The 15,582-nt window shown below is 65.1% G+C and carries 17 protein-coding genes; 8 read left to right on the forward strand and 9 right to left on the reverse strand.

Annotation, left to right across the window (positions count from 1 at the left end; translation table 11 throughout):
- Window positions 1-782: 782 nt before the first annotated feature.
- The 5 genes from ACE3QC_RS10820 to ACE3QC_RS10840 all read left to right on the forward strand — a co-directional run bounded on the left by ACE3QC_RS10820 (window position 783) and on the right by ACE3QC_RS10840 (window position 4,297).
- Window positions 783-1,013, forward strand: a complete 231-nt coding sequence (locus ACE3QC_RS10820) for a helix-turn-helix domain-containing protein (RefSeq protein ID WP_374408109.1) — start codon at window positions 783-785, stop codon at window positions 1,011-1,013.
- Window positions 964-2,196: a tyrosine-type recombinase/integrase gene (locus ACE3QC_RS10825; protein WP_374408111.1), complete on the forward strand. Its 1,233-nt coding sequence runs from the start codon at window positions 964-966 to the stop codon at window positions 2,194-2,196. The genes ACE3QC_RS10820 and ACE3QC_RS10825 overlap by 50 nt, the downstream gene beginning before the upstream one ends.
- Window positions 2,197-2,473: 277 nt before the next feature.
- Window positions 2,474-2,953: a hypothetical protein gene (locus tag ACE3QC_RS10830; RefSeq protein ID WP_374408113.1), complete on the forward strand. Its 480-nt coding sequence runs from the start codon at window positions 2,474-2,476 to the stop codon at window positions 2,951-2,953.
- Entirely contained in the window at window positions 2,943-3,356 is a 414-nt protein-coding gene (locus tag ACE3QC_RS10835; protein WP_374408115.1) for a hypothetical protein, read from the forward strand. Before ACE3QC_RS10830 ends, ACE3QC_RS10835 begins: the two co-directional genes overlap by 11 nt.
- A gap of 32 nt (window positions 3,357-3,388) precedes the next feature.
- Window positions 3,389-4,297 carry an LOG family protein gene (locus tag ACE3QC_RS10840; protein ID WP_374408117.1) on the forward strand — a complete coding sequence of 303 codons (909 nt, stop codon included), beginning with the start codon at window positions 3,389-3,391 and terminating at the stop codon, window positions 4,295-4,297.
- On the opposite strand, the gene thiD is transcribed toward ACE3QC_RS10840, so the two are convergent.
- The 3 genes from thiD to glmM are packed head-to-tail and all read right to left on the reverse strand — an operon-like array spanning window position 4,294 to window position 6,646.
- Entirely contained in the window at window positions 4,294-5,088 is a 795-nt protein-coding gene (thiD, locus tag ACE3QC_RS10845) for a bifunctional hydroxymethylpyrimidine kinase/phosphomethylpyrimidine kinase (RefSeq protein WP_374408118.1), read from the reverse strand. The genes ACE3QC_RS10840 and thiD overlap by 4 nt on opposite strands.
- The gene (locus ACE3QC_RS10850; RefSeq protein WP_374408120.1) at window positions 5,085-5,309 is read right to left on the reverse strand and encodes a DUF1272 domain-containing protein; all 225 of its coding nucleotides are present in this window, start codon (window positions 5,307-5,309) and stop codon (window positions 5,085-5,087) included. Before ACE3QC_RS10850 ends, thiD begins: the two co-directional genes overlap by 4 nt.
- Entirely contained in the window at window positions 5,309-6,646 is a 1,338-nt protein-coding gene (gene glmM, locus ACE3QC_RS10855) for a phosphoglucosamine mutase (RefSeq protein ID WP_374408122.1), read from the reverse strand. Before glmM ends, ACE3QC_RS10850 begins: the two co-directional genes overlap by 1 nt.
- 80 nt (window positions 6,647-6,726) lie before the next feature.
- On the opposite strand from glmM, the gene ACE3QC_RS10860 reads away from it, so the two are divergent.
- Both ACE3QC_RS10860 and ACE3QC_RS10865 read left to right on the forward strand, forming a co-directional pair.
- Window positions 6,727-7,986: a dicarboxylate/amino acid:cation symporter gene (locus ACE3QC_RS10860; RefSeq protein ID WP_374408124.1), complete on the forward strand. Its 1,260-nt coding sequence runs from the start codon at window positions 6,727-6,729 to the stop codon at window positions 7,984-7,986.
- Window positions 7,987-8,069: 83 nt separating this feature from the next.
- Window positions 8,070-8,681 carry a superoxide dismutase gene (locus ACE3QC_RS10865; RefSeq protein ID WP_374408126.1) on the forward strand — a complete coding sequence of 204 codons (612 nt, stop codon included), beginning with the start codon at window positions 8,070-8,072 and terminating at the stop codon, window positions 8,679-8,681.
- 58 nt (window positions 8,682-8,739) lie between these two features.
- Here ACE3QC_RS10865 and ACE3QC_RS10870 read toward each other — a convergent pair whose 3' ends face one another.
- The 3 genes from ACE3QC_RS10870 to ACE3QC_RS10880 form a co-directional block, all read right to left on the reverse strand.
- Window positions 8,740-9,915, reverse strand: a complete 1,176-nt coding sequence (locus ACE3QC_RS10870) for an AI-2E family transporter (RefSeq protein ID WP_374408128.1) — start codon at window positions 9,913-9,915, stop codon at window positions 8,740-8,742.
- 81 nt (window positions 9,916-9,996) lie between these two features.
- Window positions 9,997-10,608, reverse strand: coding sequence for a sigma-70 family RNA polymerase sigma factor (locus ACE3QC_RS10875; RefSeq protein ID WP_374408129.1), 612 nt, complete (start codon window positions 10,606-10,608; stop codon window positions 9,997-9,999).
- Window positions 10,608-10,793, reverse strand: a complete 186-nt coding sequence (locus ACE3QC_RS10880; RefSeq protein WP_374408131.1) for a NepR family anti-sigma factor — start codon at window positions 10,791-10,793, stop codon at window positions 10,608-10,610. Before ACE3QC_RS10880 ends, ACE3QC_RS10875 begins: the two co-directional genes overlap by 1 nt.
- 231 nt (window positions 10,794-11,024) lie before the next feature.
- On the opposite strand from ACE3QC_RS10880, the gene ACE3QC_RS10885 reads away from it, so the two are divergent.
- Complete coding sequence (locus ACE3QC_RS10885; RefSeq protein ID WP_374408132.1) at window positions 11,025-12,665, forward strand: CHASE domain-containing protein; 1,641 nt, start codon at window positions 11,025-11,027, stop codon at window positions 12,663-12,665.
- Between the two features lie 70 nt (window positions 12,666-12,735).
- On the opposite strand, the gene ACE3QC_RS10890 is transcribed toward ACE3QC_RS10885, so the two are convergent.
- From ACE3QC_RS10890 to ACE3QC_RS10900, 3 genes are all read right to left on the reverse strand, one after another.
- Complete coding sequence (locus ACE3QC_RS10890; RefSeq protein ID WP_374408134.1) at window positions 12,736-13,527, reverse strand: response regulator; 792 nt, start codon at window positions 13,525-13,527, stop codon at window positions 12,736-12,738.
- Window positions 13,528-13,863: 336 nt separating this feature from the next.
- Entirely contained in the window at window positions 13,864-14,295 is a 432-nt protein-coding gene (locus ACE3QC_RS10895) for a response regulator (protein ID WP_374408136.1), read from the reverse strand.
- A gap of 122 nt (window positions 14,296-14,417) precedes the next feature.
- Window positions 14,418-15,575, reverse strand: a complete 1,158-nt coding sequence (locus tag ACE3QC_RS10900; RefSeq protein WP_374408138.1) for an N-acetyltransferase — start codon at window positions 15,573-15,575, stop codon at window positions 14,418-14,420.
- Between the last annotated feature and the right edge of the window lie 7 nt (window positions 15,576-15,582).

The raw sequence follows: 15,582 nt of genomic DNA on the forward strand, positions 1-15,582 counted from the left end.
CGCCAAGAGCTGTAAGCCTGGCGGCATGACCGCAACTATTGCGGCCCCACTCGAGCCTCGGGAACAGAACCTCGGCCGATATCGGGGCCGCATCGACCGGCAAACCGTGTCGGGGGCATGCCGCCCACGCACTCGTTGCCATCACGCCCAGCGATTGGAATCAAAACGGCCCACGGCTCTACTCGTAACTGGTAGAAACTTCGGGCTAAGACCAGACGCTTTTGCAAGGAGGCGACAGCTTTCGGGCATTAGCCAGGAAGTCCGGAATGACCGGGTCCAGGGCGCATAGCAGTCATTCGCCGACGCGCATTGAGGGTCATGCCATCTGACGAGCGCCACGGTAGCGACAGCCAGCATGCACACCAACTCGCAGACACTCTCGCTAGAGGGTTTGGATCCTCCTTCCTGAATTGCTGATCCAATGCGGTCTATGAAGCACTCGAGTCGAAGCTTTCTCGAACCTTGCTGGCCCGGGGGCGAGCAGGGAATGAAACTGCTACCCACATAGCGCTAGCTTTCTCAAGATCTCAGTTGTCGAATTTCGACGGACCGGTTGGAACATTTCCGGCTCGCGAATGAGTGCGTTTGAGTATATTCCGGGATAGTTCAGGGTGTGCGCTTCCAAAAATACAGGAAAGATCCTGCCCTGATAAATTGAAATATGTAATATCCTAAAACGTCCTGAGGATGATATTGCTATAAAAGCCACATTTACAGAATCTAAGTTTTCGAAAGGTGTGCTATGATTTATTGGATTTCGAAGTTGTACTTGGAGGATGTGAATGCTTAGTAATGATCTAATTTGCGGGGCGCTCGCCGCCGCAACCTATACGGGGCTGGAGCCGCGAACGATCTATCGGCTGTGTGCTCAAGATTATCTACCGTACGTCCGGCTCGGGCATCGGCTTTTCTTTCGGAAGAGCGAACTCGACCAAACGTTTGCGGGGGTGTCCCAGAAAGGCGGTGCGATCACATCCGGTTCGCAATCCTCCAGCAAAGGGGGGATGGCATGAGCATCCGAAAGCAAACTTGGGTGACTTGGGGGGTCAGCAGAAGACTGCTTGGGTGCTTGTATATTCTAACGGTAATGGAAAACGGAAACAGGAAACCTTCACCACGAAACGCGAGGCGGAGCGTCGGTGGAGTGAGGTTTCAGCCGAACTCCGTCGTGGATCACACGTCAGTCTTGCGGACTGTATAACTGTTGCCCAGGCTGGCGACCTCTGGATAGAGAGGGCAATCTCAGAAGGGTTGGAGAAATCTACCTACGAGGAACACCGCCGCGTTTTGAGGCTCCATATCGTTCCTCTCATCGGCAGCGTTAAGCTCGTTAGGCTCACTCGGGCAGATGTCGAGGATTTCAGAGATCAGCTGCTCAGTGAGCTTAGTCCCAAGAGCGCGATGCGGGTTTTCTCGTATTTCAAGATCATTATGAAACTGGCTGACGATAAGGGTCTAATTTCAACAAATGTAGCTGAAAAAGTGAAGCTGGTGACTTCGAAAAGGCACCGTCACCGCCCGGAATTTTTCCAAATGGACGAAGTAAATGCCGCGTTGGCCGCATCATTGGAGCTTGGCCCGGCGTTCAGTGCCTTTGCTCACCTCTTCTGGCTCCACGGTTTACGATCCTCCGAAGGACGCGGCCTAGCCTGGGAAGCGATAAATCTTGAGAAAGGGACGGTCACAATTTCACAACGGGCGGATCGATGGCGTACCATTGGGCCGCCAAAATCAGAATCCAGCTTTCGCACGATCCCGCTCACACCCAGTTGTCTTGAGGCGGTAGCGGTATTGAAGTCAAGGGCTAGACCAAGTTCCAACGACTTCGTTTTTCCGGATGGGAAAAGACGGCCGATGACCTATTTTCAGCAAATCAGTCAGCTATATGATCCAGTAATGTTCAAGGCTGGCCTGACAAAGGAGGTCAACGGCGCGGCCAAGCATCGTCGAAGCTTGCACGCTACGAGGCATGCTACAGCTTCGATATGGATTGAGATGGGGTTCTCAGCAAAGCGCGTCCAGAATCTTATCGGTCATTCCTCCATACAGATCACATTTGACCTCTACGGGCACCTCTTTGATCTCAAGGAAAGTGCCGCCGACATGATGCGTTCAGTGGATGATTGGGTTCACGAAAATCGTCCTTCTGAAGATGACTGTCCGCCTGGCGAGGACGGTTCTCCCGATCGCGACTAATCCCCAATGCAGCAAATTTGCGACATGGGGGCGCGAACGTTACTGTTTCTCGCAGTTTTCAACGGATGCCATATCCGTTCCAATGGGACTCTGACTCCGTCAATTGAGGTTCAAATCCTCACGGGGCATCCAGCTTCCCCAACATTTCGAAACGATCCGCCACGCTGCGCGCGCTGCCGTCGTGCACGTCTGCGACGTGCAAGCGGTTGACGGATGGTGAATCGCTCCATACACCGCTATTGAGAATTAATCGCAATATATGGCGGAGGAGATCGGTATGGCGCTCGGCAGGGACAGGTTCGCGCAAGGCATCGTCATTCGGCTCTTCCGCGCATGGTCGGCGCAGACCGAGGCTGGAGCCCCAGCGATGGCGCGATTGCAGCAGATCGTCGCGCCGCTGGGCCTGCCCGACGAAAGCGCGATCGCCTGCGCCAGCCTGTTCGAACTGATCGAAAGCCACCTTGGCCGACGGCTAGAGCGCGAATGCTGTTGCAGCCCGCGCTACTCGCGTGACGAGCGCGCCTTGCTGGGCGTCATAGAGCTCGCGCCTTCCCTGGGCTCGCTCGCCGGATCGGCCACGGGCTCGCGCGCGGTGCCGCATGGGCTGCCCGGCGCGATCGTCTGGGCTTGCGTCGCGATCCGGCGCGCCTTCGGCATGTCGGAGGGCGGGAGCGAGGCCGGGCATGCCGCCGCGCCGGACGGGCAATGTCCGTTCGCCGCAGGGCCGGCGGTGAGGGAGGTCGCGCATGGCGCTTGATCTCGCCGCGCTCACGAGCACGCCCGACCTGCGGCAGGTTTCGCCGGTCCACGCCCGGCTCGTCGCCGCGCTGCGCTATACCCACATCGCGCGGCGCACGAAGAGCTATCGCCAGGCCGACCTGGCGCAGCGGCTCGGGAGCCACTGCGCGGTGCACAGTTTCCACGTCTTCCTCGACGAGGCGGGCCGCGCGTGGCCCGAACCGATCACGCTAAACCCGCCGTGCCAGCCGCTTTTCAGCTACGACGAGATGCTGCTGGTCGATCTCGCGACCGCCGCTGCTCGGAGCGACCGGGGCGCGTTCGACGACCTCGTGCGCGACATGATCGGCCTCGGCGGACGCAACGCGATCTGGGCGGCCGGGCGGCGGCTGATGCGCCATCTGGTCACCGTCGTCGATTGACCGTCCCCGGCCGGAACCCTAGGGCTTCGGCAATGACCGACGAAGACAAGAAGAGCGAGCGCGATCTCGCCGACCGCAAGTTCTACCCCGCAGACCAGGAAGCCGCGTTCGAGGCCAAGGCGCCGAGCACACCGCAGACGCGGCACCCGGCCTACAAGCTGGCGTTCGCCGACACCGATTTCCTGTTGCGCGACGAGTTGCGCCCCGTCCGCTTCCAGCTCGAATTGCTGAAGCCCGAGATGCTGCTGGACGAGGCGGGGGTGGGGTCCACGCTGGTGATGTATGGGTCCGCCCGCATCCCGCCGCCCGAAGCGGTCGATACCGCGCTCGACGGCGCGAAGGATCTGCCCGATGACGAGCGCCGCGTGGTCGAGAACCTCGCCAAGAAGGCCAAGTATTACGCCGAGGCCTACAAGCTCGCCAAGATGGTCAGCGAGAAGTCGATCATCGAAGGCGGCAAGCGCCAGTTCGTGATCTGCTCGGGCGGCGGCCCTTCGATCATGGAAGCGGCCAACAAGGGCGCGAGCGATGCGGGCGCGGAATCGGTCGGCCTCAACATCGTGCTGCCGCACGAACAGGCGCCCAATCCCTACGTCACGCCGTACCTCAGCTTCCAGTTCCATTACTTCGCGCTGCGCAAGATGCATTTCCTGCTGCGCGCCAAGGCGGTGGCGGTGTTCCCCGGCGGCTTCGGCACGTTCGACGAGTTTTTCGAACTGCTCACGCTGATCCAGACGGGCAAGATGAAGCCGATGCCGATCCTGCTGTTCGGCAAGGATTTCTGGAACCGGGTGATCGATTTCGAGGCGCTGGCCGACGAAGGCACGATCAACCACAAGGATCTCGAGCTGTTCCGCTGGTGCGAGACGGCCGAGGAAGCGTGGGAGAAGATCGCCGGGTTCTACGGCCTCGAAGGGCGCAAGCCGCAGGCCGAGAGCTAGCCGCCGCGCACCGCGTGATGGCCGAGCGGGCCGTGGCCCGCGCCGAGGCCGGGCGCCTTGCGCAACGCCTCGATCACGAACCGCCGGGCCAGCCGCACCGCGTGCTCGAGCGACTGCTCGTGCCCCAACAGCGTGGCGATGGCGGAGGACAGCGTGCAGCCGGTACCGTGCGTGTGGCGCGTGTCGATCCGGGCATCGTCGAACGAGACGAAATCGCCATTGCTGTAGATCAACCGGTCGGTCACCCGGTCGCCTTCGCCGTGGCCGCCCTTGGCGAGCACCGCGCAGCCGTGATCGCGGGCCAGCGCCTGCGCGGCCGTGATGATTTCCTCGGGCGTGGCGCACGGCATCCCGGTGAGCGCGGCGAGTTCGGGCAGGTTGGGGGTGGCGAGCGTGGCGCGGCGCATCAGCGCGGCGAAGGCGGCGATCGTTTCCTCGCTCGCCAGAACCGCGCCGCTGCTCGCGACCATCACCGGATCGAACACCACGTGACCCTCGAAGCCGGCCAGCCGCTCGGCGACGGCATGGGCGCTCTCGGGGCTGCCGAGCATGCCGATCTTGGTCGCGTCCGCGCCGATATCGGCAAGGCAACTGTCGACCTGCGCGACCACCAGTTCGGCGGACAGCATCTCGACGCCCTGCACCCCGGTCGTGTTCTGCGCGGTGATCGCGGTGATCGCCGTCATCGCGTAGCCCCCGAGCATCGTGACCGTCTTGATATCGGCCTGGATGCCCGCACCGCCCGAGCTGTCGGACCCGGCGATGGCGAGGACACGGGGTGGGGCCCTCATGCCACGAACCTGCGCTCTTGCGAGGGCGGATACTTCTCGTGCAGCGCCGTCGCGCGCGTCGGGCGGTCCATCAACTCACCGCCGCAATTGGGACAGGCATCGTCGAGCGCCTCGGCGCACGGGGCGCAGAAGGTGCACTCGAAGCTGCAGATGAACGCGCCGGGTGCTTCGGCCGGGAGGTCCGCCCCGCAGCGCTCGCAATCGGGTCGCATTTCGAGCATCAGGCTGCCTCGCTCACCGCCGCGCAGACGCGTTCGACCACGCGTTCGACCTGCTGCGCGTCGTCGCCTTCGGCCATCACGCGGATCAGCGGTTCGGTGCCCGAGGCGCGGATGACGAGGCGGCCCTTGCCCATGAGTTCAGCCTCGGCATCGGCAATGCAGGCCTTCACCCGCTCGTCCGCCAGCGGCGCGCCGTCGTCGTAGCGCACGTTCCTGAGCAGTTGCGGCACCGGCTCGAACATGTGCAGCAGTTCGCTCGCCGGCTTGCCCGATTGCACCAGGCTGGCGAGCACCTGCAGCGCAGCCACGGTGCCGTCGCCGGTAGTCGCGTGATCGAGCAGGATCATGTGCCCCGACTGTTCGCCGCCCACGTTGAACCCGCCTTCGCGCATCCGCGCGAGCACGTGGCGATCGCCGACTTTCGTGCGCTCCAGCGTCAACCCCTGGCCGGCGAGATAGCGTTCGAGCCCGAGGTTCGACATCACCGTGGCGACCACGCCGCCGCCCGCGAGCGTACCTTCTTCGGCGAGGCGCGTCGCGATCAGCGCCATGAGCTGGTCGCCGTCGACCGTCTGACCCTTCTCGTCGACCACGATCAGCCGGTCGGCATCGCCATCGAGCGCGATGCCGATGTCGGCACCTTCGCGCACCACCGCATCCTTGACCGCATCGAGCGCGGTCGAGCCGACCCCGTCGTTGATGTTGGTGCCGTTGGGATCGACACCGAGCGTCACGACTTCCGCGCCGAGCTCCCAGATGGCAGAAGGCGCGACCTGATAGGCCGCGCCGTTCGCGCAATCGACCACGACCTTGAGCCCGTCGAAGCGGACGTCGCTCGGTACCGCCTGCTTCACCGCGTGGATGTAGCGCCCGCGCGCATCTTCGATCCGCCGCGCGCGACCGACCATGGCGGCGGGGGCGAGCGGCTGTTCGGCCTCGATCAGCGCCTCGATCGCCAGTTCGTCGTCGTCCGACAGCTTGAAGCCGTCCGGGCCGAACAGCTTGATGCCGTTGTCCTCGAACGGATTGTGGCTGGCCGAGATCATGACACCGAGATCGGCGCGCATCTCGCGCGTGAGCAGCGCGATCGCGGGGGTGGGCAGCGGCCCGGTCATGGTCACGTCCATGCCCACGCTGGTGAAGCCCGCGACCAGCGCGCTTTCCATCATGTAGCCCGACAGGCGCGTATCCTTGCCGATCACCACGCGGTGGCGATGCTCGCCGCGCAGGAAATGGCGGCCCGCCGCCTGCCCCACGCGCATCGCGGTGGCGGCGGTCATCACCCCCGCGTTGGTGCGGCCGCGAATGCCGTCGGTGCCGAAAAACTTGCGTACCATGTTCGAATTCTATTCCCGATGCGGTTTGCCACGCGCTTCTGGCGCGGTTAGGCGGCGAATGGAAGGGGACCTTCAGGCAGATGGCCGTCGAAAAAGCAGAATCGAGCGAACTCCTCGCCATCCGCCTGCCGGTGTGGTGGACGTTCGGCGGGCTCGTCGCCGGCCTGCTGGCGGGTCTCGCGCTGGCCGGGACGGCGGCGCTCGATCCGGTGCTGGCGGTGACCGAGCCGACCGGCACGCTGTGGCTGCGCGCCTTGCAGATGACGATCATCCCGCTCGTCGCCGCGCTGCTGGTGATCGGCATCGCGCAGATGGTACGCGCCGCGCGCGCGGGCCGGGCGGCGCGGCGAATGCTGGGCTGGGTGTTCGCGGTGCTGGTGTTTTCCGGTCTCGTCTCGGCGGTGTTCATGCCGCTGCTGCTGGCCGCTTTCCCGATACCGGCGGCGGCGAGTACGCTGCTCGACACCGGGGGGATCGCGCCGCAGCAGGTGCCGGGGCTGCGCGATTTCGTCACTTCGCTGATCGCGCCCAACGTGATCGCGGCGGCGGCGGAGACGACGATGCTGCCGCTGACGATCTTCTTCGCACTGTTCGCGGTGGCGGTCGCGCGGCTGCCCGATGCGCAGCGCGACGTGTTGCTGGGGGTGTTTCGCGCGCTCGCCAACGCGATGCTCACGATCATCGGCTGGGTGCTGTGGATCGCGCCGCTCGGCGTGTTCGCGCTGGCGCTGGGCGTCGCCTCGCGCGCGGGCGGCGGGGCGTTCGCGACGCTGATCCACTACGTGCTGACGGTCGCGGCGATGGGCGGGGTGATCCTGATCGCGGGATACCTGCTCGCCTCGCTGGCGGGCGGGATTTCGCCGCTGCGCTTCGCCAAGGGGATGATTCCGGCGCAGGCGGTGGCGGTTTCGACGCAAAGCTCGCTCGCCAGCCTGCCCGCGATGCTCGCGGTCGCGCGGCGGCTGGGCGTGCGCGAGAGCACCGCCGATTTCGTGCTACCGCTCGCCGTGGCGATCTTCCGCGCGACCAGCCCGGCGATGAACATGGCGGTGGCGATCTACGTCGCCACGCTGGCGGGCGTGGAGTTGACGCCCGCGGTGCTGGCAGCGGGCATCGCGGTGGCGCTGGTGATCTCGGTCGGATCGGTCAGCCTGCCCGGCTCCATCAGCTTCGTGATCTCGATCGGGCCGATCGCGCTCGCCATGGGCGTGCCGGTGGAGCCGCTGGCGTTGCTGGTTGCGGTGGAGATGCTGCCCGACATCATGCGCACGCTCGCCAACGTCACGATGAACGTCGCGGTGGCCGCCGCGACCGACCGCAACGACGAGAAAACCGCCTGAAATTTTGCAACCCATCGCCGACCTGCGCGTTGGCCGGGTGAGCCGGAACTTTTCAACACGAGAGACCAGGGGAAACCAGTCCAATGGCATTCAAACTTATCGATCTGCCCTATGCCGACGATGCGCTCGCGCCCGCCGTTTCGGCCGAGACGCTGAGTTATCACCACGGCAAGCACCACAAGGCCTATATCGACAAGGCCAACGCCGCGATCGAGGGCACCGACCTCGCCGACAAATCGCTGGAAGACGTCGTCGCAGCCGCGCGCGGCAAGGACAAGGGGCTGTTCAACAACGCGGCGCAGAGCTGGAACCACGGGTTCTACTGGCACTCGATGGCGCCCGACAGCGGCGCGCCCTCGGGCGATCTCGGCAAGGCTATCGACGACGCCTTCGGCTCGCTCGACGATCTCAAGACCAAGCTGGCCGAGCGCGGCGCGAGCCACTTCGCCAGCGGCTGGGTGTGGCTGGCGGAAAAGGGCGGCAAGCTCTCGATCGAGGAAACCCACGATGGCGACACGTTGGCGGATCAGGACTTCAATCCGCTGCTGACGATCGACGTGTGGGAACACGCCTACTACCTCGATCACCAGAACAAGCGCCCCGATTACCTCGACAAGGTGATCAACGAGAAGCTCAACTGGGATTTCGCGTCGGAGAATCTGGCGCGCGGCGAGACCTGGACGTATCCGGGTTGATGCAATCGCCCACGGCATGAAGGAAGGCCCGCCCCGGGATATCGGGGCGGGCCTTTTTCTATGTCGGTTCCTCCTCGGTGCCGATCTCCATCAGGTTGGTGGCGAACAGCGGTTCGCCAAAGATGAAGCCGACGAGATTCGGTCGCCCAACGTGGTCGAAGAAGGCGGTCAGCATCAGCAGGATCGGCACCGAGAGCAGCGCGCCGAACACGCCCCAGATCCACGAGAAATAGCTGAGCGCGATCAGGATCAGCACCGGGTTCATCGTGAACCGTGCGCCCAGGATTGAAGGGGTCACGGCGTTCGCTTCCACCGTGTGCAGCCCGAGATAGGCGGCAGCGGGGATCAGCCCGAGGATCACGGTTTCCGACGTGCCGATGCCGAACAGCGCGAGCAGCGCGGTCATCGCCAGCGGGCCGATGTAGGGCAGGAAGTTCAGCAGCGCGGCGAGGCCGCCCCACATCACCGGCGCCTCGACCCCGAGCGCCCATGCGCCGAGCGCGACGATCACCCCGACCCCCGCGTTGATCCACGAAACGGTGAGGATGTAGGCAGCGACCCGGTCCTGCACTTCGCGCATGACCCGTGCCGCCTTGATGCTGGTGCCGAAGCTCGCGCGGTCGAACAGCAGGTGGCGGCGCAGGCGCACGCGGGCCTCGATCATGAAGAAGGTCATGAGGAAGGTCAGCAGTACCTCCAGCAGCACGCTGGGAGTGGCGAAGGCGAGCTGCTCGATCACCGAAGGGCTGGCGACCACGACTTCGCGCCCGGTGCCCGAACGGCCGGTGAATTCGGCCAGCCGGTCGTTCACCATACCGACCCACGCGAACTGGTCGCGCAGTTCGGTAAAGCGCCGGCCGACCTGATCGACCATCTGGGGAAGCGTTTCGAACAGTGCGGCCGCCGGCTGGAGGATCAGCGCCAGCGCGAGGATGAGGACGCCGAAGAAGGACGCCAGCGCCACGAACGAGGCGAGCACGTTGGGCAGGCCCCACTCGGCCAGCTTGTCCGCCAGCGGGGAGAGGATGATAGTCAGCACGATCGCCGTCACCACGGGCAGGAACACGACCGAGCCGATCGAGAGAACAAACGGTATCGCCAGGAACAGCCCGAGCCCGATCAGCAGCACGAGCGCGGAGATCAGCCGCAGTTCCTGCTCGGCGAAGGCCGCGCGCCGGGTGGGCCGGGCGGGCGCGGGGTCGCCGGACCGGAGCTCTGGAGGGGACTCGCTCATAAACGCATCGACTCTCGGCTGGACTGGCGGCGAATCTTGCCGCCAGGCGGCCAGCCGATCAAGATGCGCGCGATGCGATGTTCACCGTGTCGGCGTCGTCTCGCCACGTCCGGCGGCGACATCGTCGAGTTCCTCCAGGATCGCGCGATGCGCGGCGTCGTCTTCCACCGAACGCCGCGGGATCGTGCCGTCCTGCAGCATCGCGCTGAGCGCGGCGCGCGCGCGACCGACGCGGCTCTTGATCGTGCCCACCGCGCAGCCGCAGATGGTCGCCGCTTCCTCGTAGGAAAAGCCGCCCGCGCCCACCAGCAACAGCGCCTCGCGCCGCTCCGCCGGCAGCGTCAGCAACGCGCGATGCATGTCGGACAGGTGGATCGGTTCTTCCTGACCGGCGGGCTGGGTCAGCAGCCGTTCGGCGACGTTCTCGTCGTATTCGCCGCGGAAGCGGTTGCGCCGCATGTCGGTGAGGTAGGCGTTGCGCAGGATCACGAAGGTCCACGCGCGCATGCTCGTGCCGGGCTCAAAGCGTTCCTGCGCGGCCCAAGCCTTGAGCAGCGTTTCCTGAACCAGGTCGTCGGCCATGTCGGGTCGACCGCACAGGCCGCGCGCGAAGGCGCGCAGATGCGGCACGACTTCGGTCAGCTCGCGCTTGAAATCGGCCTTTTCGGAGGCCGTCCGTTCGGTCTTGGTCATCAGGATTTGTCGTCCAGCTTCGCCAATAGATCCTTGAAGCTGTCGGGCAAAGGTTCGTCGACGACCGAATCGTAGAGCTGGCGCAGGCCATCCGCCCAACCGGGCTTCTCGCGATCGCCATGCTTCTCGTGCCTGTCGTCGCCCCCCCGGGCAGCCCCCGCGCCTCGATCCCTGTCAGTATGCATGCAAGCCCACTATTCCCTTGTCCGTCGTGTCCCAAGTTCGTTATGCGGCAAGCAGGCAAAATGGCCGCCGTTTGCGCGCGAATGGGGAACGAAGCGCGCCGTGCATGGTTCCCGCAAGGCAGCGGGGAGCTTTTACCGCGGCCGATGTTTGGAAGACCGGGTGCCAGGGGTGACACACGCAGCCTGATGCGAATGCAAGCGTCTCGTAAAATCCGCAGTCGCCGCTGGCTGGTGGAATTTCCCCGTGCTGCGCCGGTCGGGATATTCCTTCTCGTCATGGCCGTGACCGCGCTCAGCGTGTTCGCGATCGAGCGGGGTGAGCGCGAGAGCGAGGCGGTGATGCTGAACGACCGCGCGCGCGCTGTGGCCTCCGCGCTCGAACGCCGGGGCAACGCGAGTTCCGCCTATCTGCGCGCGGGCGCGGCGATGTTCGCGGCGGTCGACCGGGTCGACGAAGCGCTGTTCGACCGCTTCGTTTCCGAGCTTCAACTCGATTTCGATTATCGCGGTGCGGAAGGCATCGGCTGGGCGCAGAGCCTGCGGCCGTACGAACTCGGCCAGTTTCGCGCAGGCGCCACGCGAGAAGAAGGGGAGGAGGCGGACGAACTGATCCTGATCCGGCCCACTCCGACGAGCGTAAGCAGCCGTGTGGTGCCGATCACGTTCCTGCGCCCGGTCACCGAGCGCACCCGCCGCATGCTGGGTTACGACCTCTATTCGGAACCGGTGCGCCGCGCGGCGATGGATCAGGCGGAAAGCGACGGCCGCCCGACCGCCAGCGGCAAGCTGGTGTTGCAGGAGCCGGGTTCGAACGGCGCACCGGGCTTCGTGATCTTCATGCCGGTGTTCCGCGATATCGGGCTCGATCGGCGCTTGCGCGGGTTCGTCTACAGCCCTTTCAACGCAGAGGACTTCCTCGTCTCCGCTCTCGAACTGGCCGACGCTGGCGAGCGCGGCGTGCGTCTCTACGACGAGGAGGCATCACCCGATCGCCTGCTCGCCCACGTCGAACCGTCGAGCGGATCCGGCAAGGTGGTGCAGGAGCGAATCCTCATCGCCAACCGCCCGATGGTGCTCGAGGTGGAATCGGCGGGCTCCTATTCGCTCTCGCCGCTGTCGATGGTCACGCTGCTGTTCGGGCTGCTGGTTGCCACGTTGCTGCTGGTGGTCGCCCGGCTGGTGACGCAGCAGACGCGCGAGGACCATCTCAAGCTCGAATGGCTGGAGGAGCAGGATTCGATCCGCAACTCGCTGACCCGCGAGCTCAACCACCGGGTCAAGAATACGCTTGCCAACGTGCTGTCGATCGTGGCGCTCACACGCCGCCGCTCGGAAACGCTCGACGAGTTCGCCGACGGTCTCGACGGGCGGATACGCGCGATCTCCGCCACCCACGACCTGCTGACCCAGTCCCAATGGGGCACCACGCCGATCCGCGCGGTGGTGGAGGCCGAGTTGGCTCCGCACGCGCGCCATGGCGAGGACCATTTTGCGATTGCGGGTCCCGATGTCGAGCTCGCGCCCAACGACGCCCTCACGCTGGGCCTGGCGATCCACGAGCTTGCCACCAATGCAGTGAAATATGGCGCGCTAAGCACCCCCGAAGGGCACGTCTCGGTGCGATGGGCGCTCGAAGACAACATCGTGCGGATGGAATGGGTCGAGGCCGGAGGCCCCGTGCTTGCAGGTAAACCCAAAGGCCGCGGCTTCGGGCTTGACCTGATCGAGAAGATCGTCGCGCACGAACTCAATCAGGAGGTCGAACTCGATTTCCCGCCCGAGGGTGTGCGCTGTACGCTGCGCATTCCGGTCCGCCGCCCGAGCCAGTTCGCGATGCGCGCCGCGCGCCGCGAGGCCGCGCGGCGCGGCTAGCGCCTGCGCGGCATTGTTTTAGTCAGCCGGTAATGCCAGCGCCCGGTCGGGCGCAATCAGGCGAGCGCAATCAGGCGAGCGGGCGGCTCGAATTGAAGAACAGCGCCTGGCTGATCGCGGTGCGCACGGTCGCTTCCTTGAACGGCTTGGTCACCAGATAGGTCGGCTCGGGCCGGTCGCCGGTGAGCAGGCGCTCGGGATATGCGGTGATGAAGATCACCGGAACGCTGGTCAGCTCCAGGATGTCGTCCACCGCGTCGAGACCCGAAGATCCGTCTGCCAGCTGGATGTCGGCGAGCACGAGACCCGGGGTCCGTTCGGCGACGACTTCCTGCGCCTGCGTGCGCGTGGCGGCGGTGCCGCAGATTTCGTGGCCGAGCGAGGTTACGAGATCTTCGAGCTGCATCGAGATCAGCGGTTCGTCTTCGATGATGAGCACGCTGGTCGAGGACTCGCGATCGATTTCCTCGACCGCTTCCTGCACGAGCTTCTGCACCGAGTCGCTATCGAGATCCATGATGTCGGCTGCTTGATCGACGCTGAAATCCTCCAGCGTCGTTAGCAGAAGGGCCTGGCGATTGAGCGGCGTGATCGTGCGAAGGCGATCGTGCGCGGCGGACTCGTGGTCGCCCGCCGACGGTGCTTCGGTGGTGTCGAGATAGGCGCTCGACCAGACCTTGTTGAACGCGCGGTACAACGGCACCCGCCCTTCCGCGAGCGAGGCCTTGAGCTCCTCGTCGGCGAGCGCGGCTTCCAGCGTCTGGCGGACGAAAGCGTCTCCGGTCGATTGGGACCCGGTCAAAGCCCGGGCGTAACGGCGCAGGTACGGCAGATTGTTGGCGACCTGTTCTCCAAGCGGCATGAATTCCCTTCCCTCAAAATAGGCGTCGCTAGAACGCGCGCGCGCGCGCATGGTTCCGTTCGGCGCGCAGGTGAACGACAAGTGATTGTCGCGCAAGCGGTTTTGCTTTCAGCAGCCGGTGAGGACTGGCTTCTACCAAAAATTTCTCGCGTCGCGGGGAACCGGTTTTCGCGGCGAGCATTATTCGGTTATCACCGCCGAGACCCCCCCTCCCGTCCAAGCGGCTGGTGATACGATCCCGAAGGGCCCCCGCTCCTGAAAGAGTGGGGGCCTTTTTTCCATTCAGCTCGTGCGTCGTTCGGCTTGCGCCATGTCGCGGGAATGCGCCGCAGACGTTCAGCCGGCGGATTTGCGCAGGCGCGCGAGCAGCCCGCGGCGGCGCGGGGCCTGCACCGCGCGCACCAGATCGGCGGGCGCGTAGGGCTTGGCGAGAACCGCGCCGAGTTGGGCGATGTCGGGCGGAATATGATCGGGTGCCCCGGTCGAGAAGACGATCCGCGGGGGCTTCGGGCCGATCCCGTCGACGAGCTCCGCGATCGCCCAGCCGTCGTCGCGATCGGCAAGATGGACGTCGAGCACGAGGACGTCGGGCTTCGCGCGGCGCAGCGCTTCGAGCGCGGCATCGGTCGTACCGCAGATTTCGACCCGCTTCGTCCCGGCCTCGAGTAGCGCCTGCTCGATCGAGAGCGCGAGCACGGCGTCGTCTTCGACCACCAGCACGTGGCCGGGGCTGCGGGTCGATCGTCGTGCCGTTCTCGCCTGGGTCATGCCGTTCCGATTGCCGAGCCGCGATGAACGGCGCCTTGGCGCAAAAACGGCGGCGAAGCCGCGCCAGTTCCCGCCATCCGCCATTCGCGCGGCGCGGTTGCACGCGCGCAACAAGGCGTGCGCTATAGCGCCTTGCGGAAGATTACATATTCGCGGTTGATCCGGCTGTCGATCGTGTCCGCGATGGCGATCATCCCCTGGTTGTCGTCGAGAATCCAGCCGATCTCGCCCCGCGTGTGGCCGTGCGCGACGGTCGTATCGTCGCGGATATCGCTGATCATCATGAAGGCGAGCTGGCTCGCGAGCCGCGAATTGTGCAATTCGCGCAGCACGCCCATCAGTGGCACCCGCGCGGTGCGGCCCGCCGGCTTCCTCAGCCAGCGGAGCATCGTCAGCCAGCCGAACGGGAACAGCTTGCCTTTGATCCGCGCGAGCGGCTCGTTGATATCGGGCAGCGAGAGCATGAACGCGACGGGTCGTCCGTCGACTTCGGCGATCCGCACCATCTCGTCGCGGATCAGGGGTTTGAGCTTCTTTGCTCCATAGGCGATCTCAGCCTCGGTGAACGGCACGAAACCCCAGTTGCCCGACCACGCGTCGTTGAGGATGTGGAGCACGGTGTGCACGTCGCGCGTGTAGTTCGCCCGGTCGACCGAGCGGATGCGGATGCGCGAATTGCGCTGCCCCGACTGGACGATCCGCCGCACCAGCGGGGGGAATTCCTGGCTGATGTCGAGCTCGTAGGTATAGAGTCGCTTGGCGACCTCGTAGGCCGCGCCCTCGATATAGCCGCGATAGCGCTCGGGATGGTGGCCCATCAGCAAGGTCGGCGCGTGGTCGTGCCCGGCGACCAGCAAGCCCGGCTCTTCCCACATCGACAGCGAGATCGGGCCGAGCACCCGGGTCATCCCGCGGTCGCGCAGCCAATCCTCGGCGCGGGTCAGCAGCGCCTGCGCCACCGCGTCGTCTTCCGCGTCGAAATAGCCGAAAATGCCGGTGCCCGGTCCGAAGCCCTGCGCCGAATCCATCTCGAGCATCATCCGGTCGACGCACGCCGCGATCCGGCCCACCATCGCCTCACCGCGGCGGGCGATGAACAGCTGCACCTCGGCATGCGCGAACAGCGGATTCTTCGCCGGATCGAGCAGTTCGAGCTGCTCGCCGCGCAATTGCGGCACCGAATGCGGCGTTTCGGCGGAAAATCGCCGGCCGAGATCGACGAACGCGGCGCGCCCCGCCTTGCCGTCGACGGGTTCGATCACTATTTCGGCGTCAGTCACGGGCTAT

The organism is Pelagerythrobacter sp. (assembly GCF_041912895.1).
Classification (GTDB): Bacteria; Pseudomonadota; Alphaproteobacteria; order Sphingomonadales; family Sphingomonadaceae; genus Pelagerythrobacter.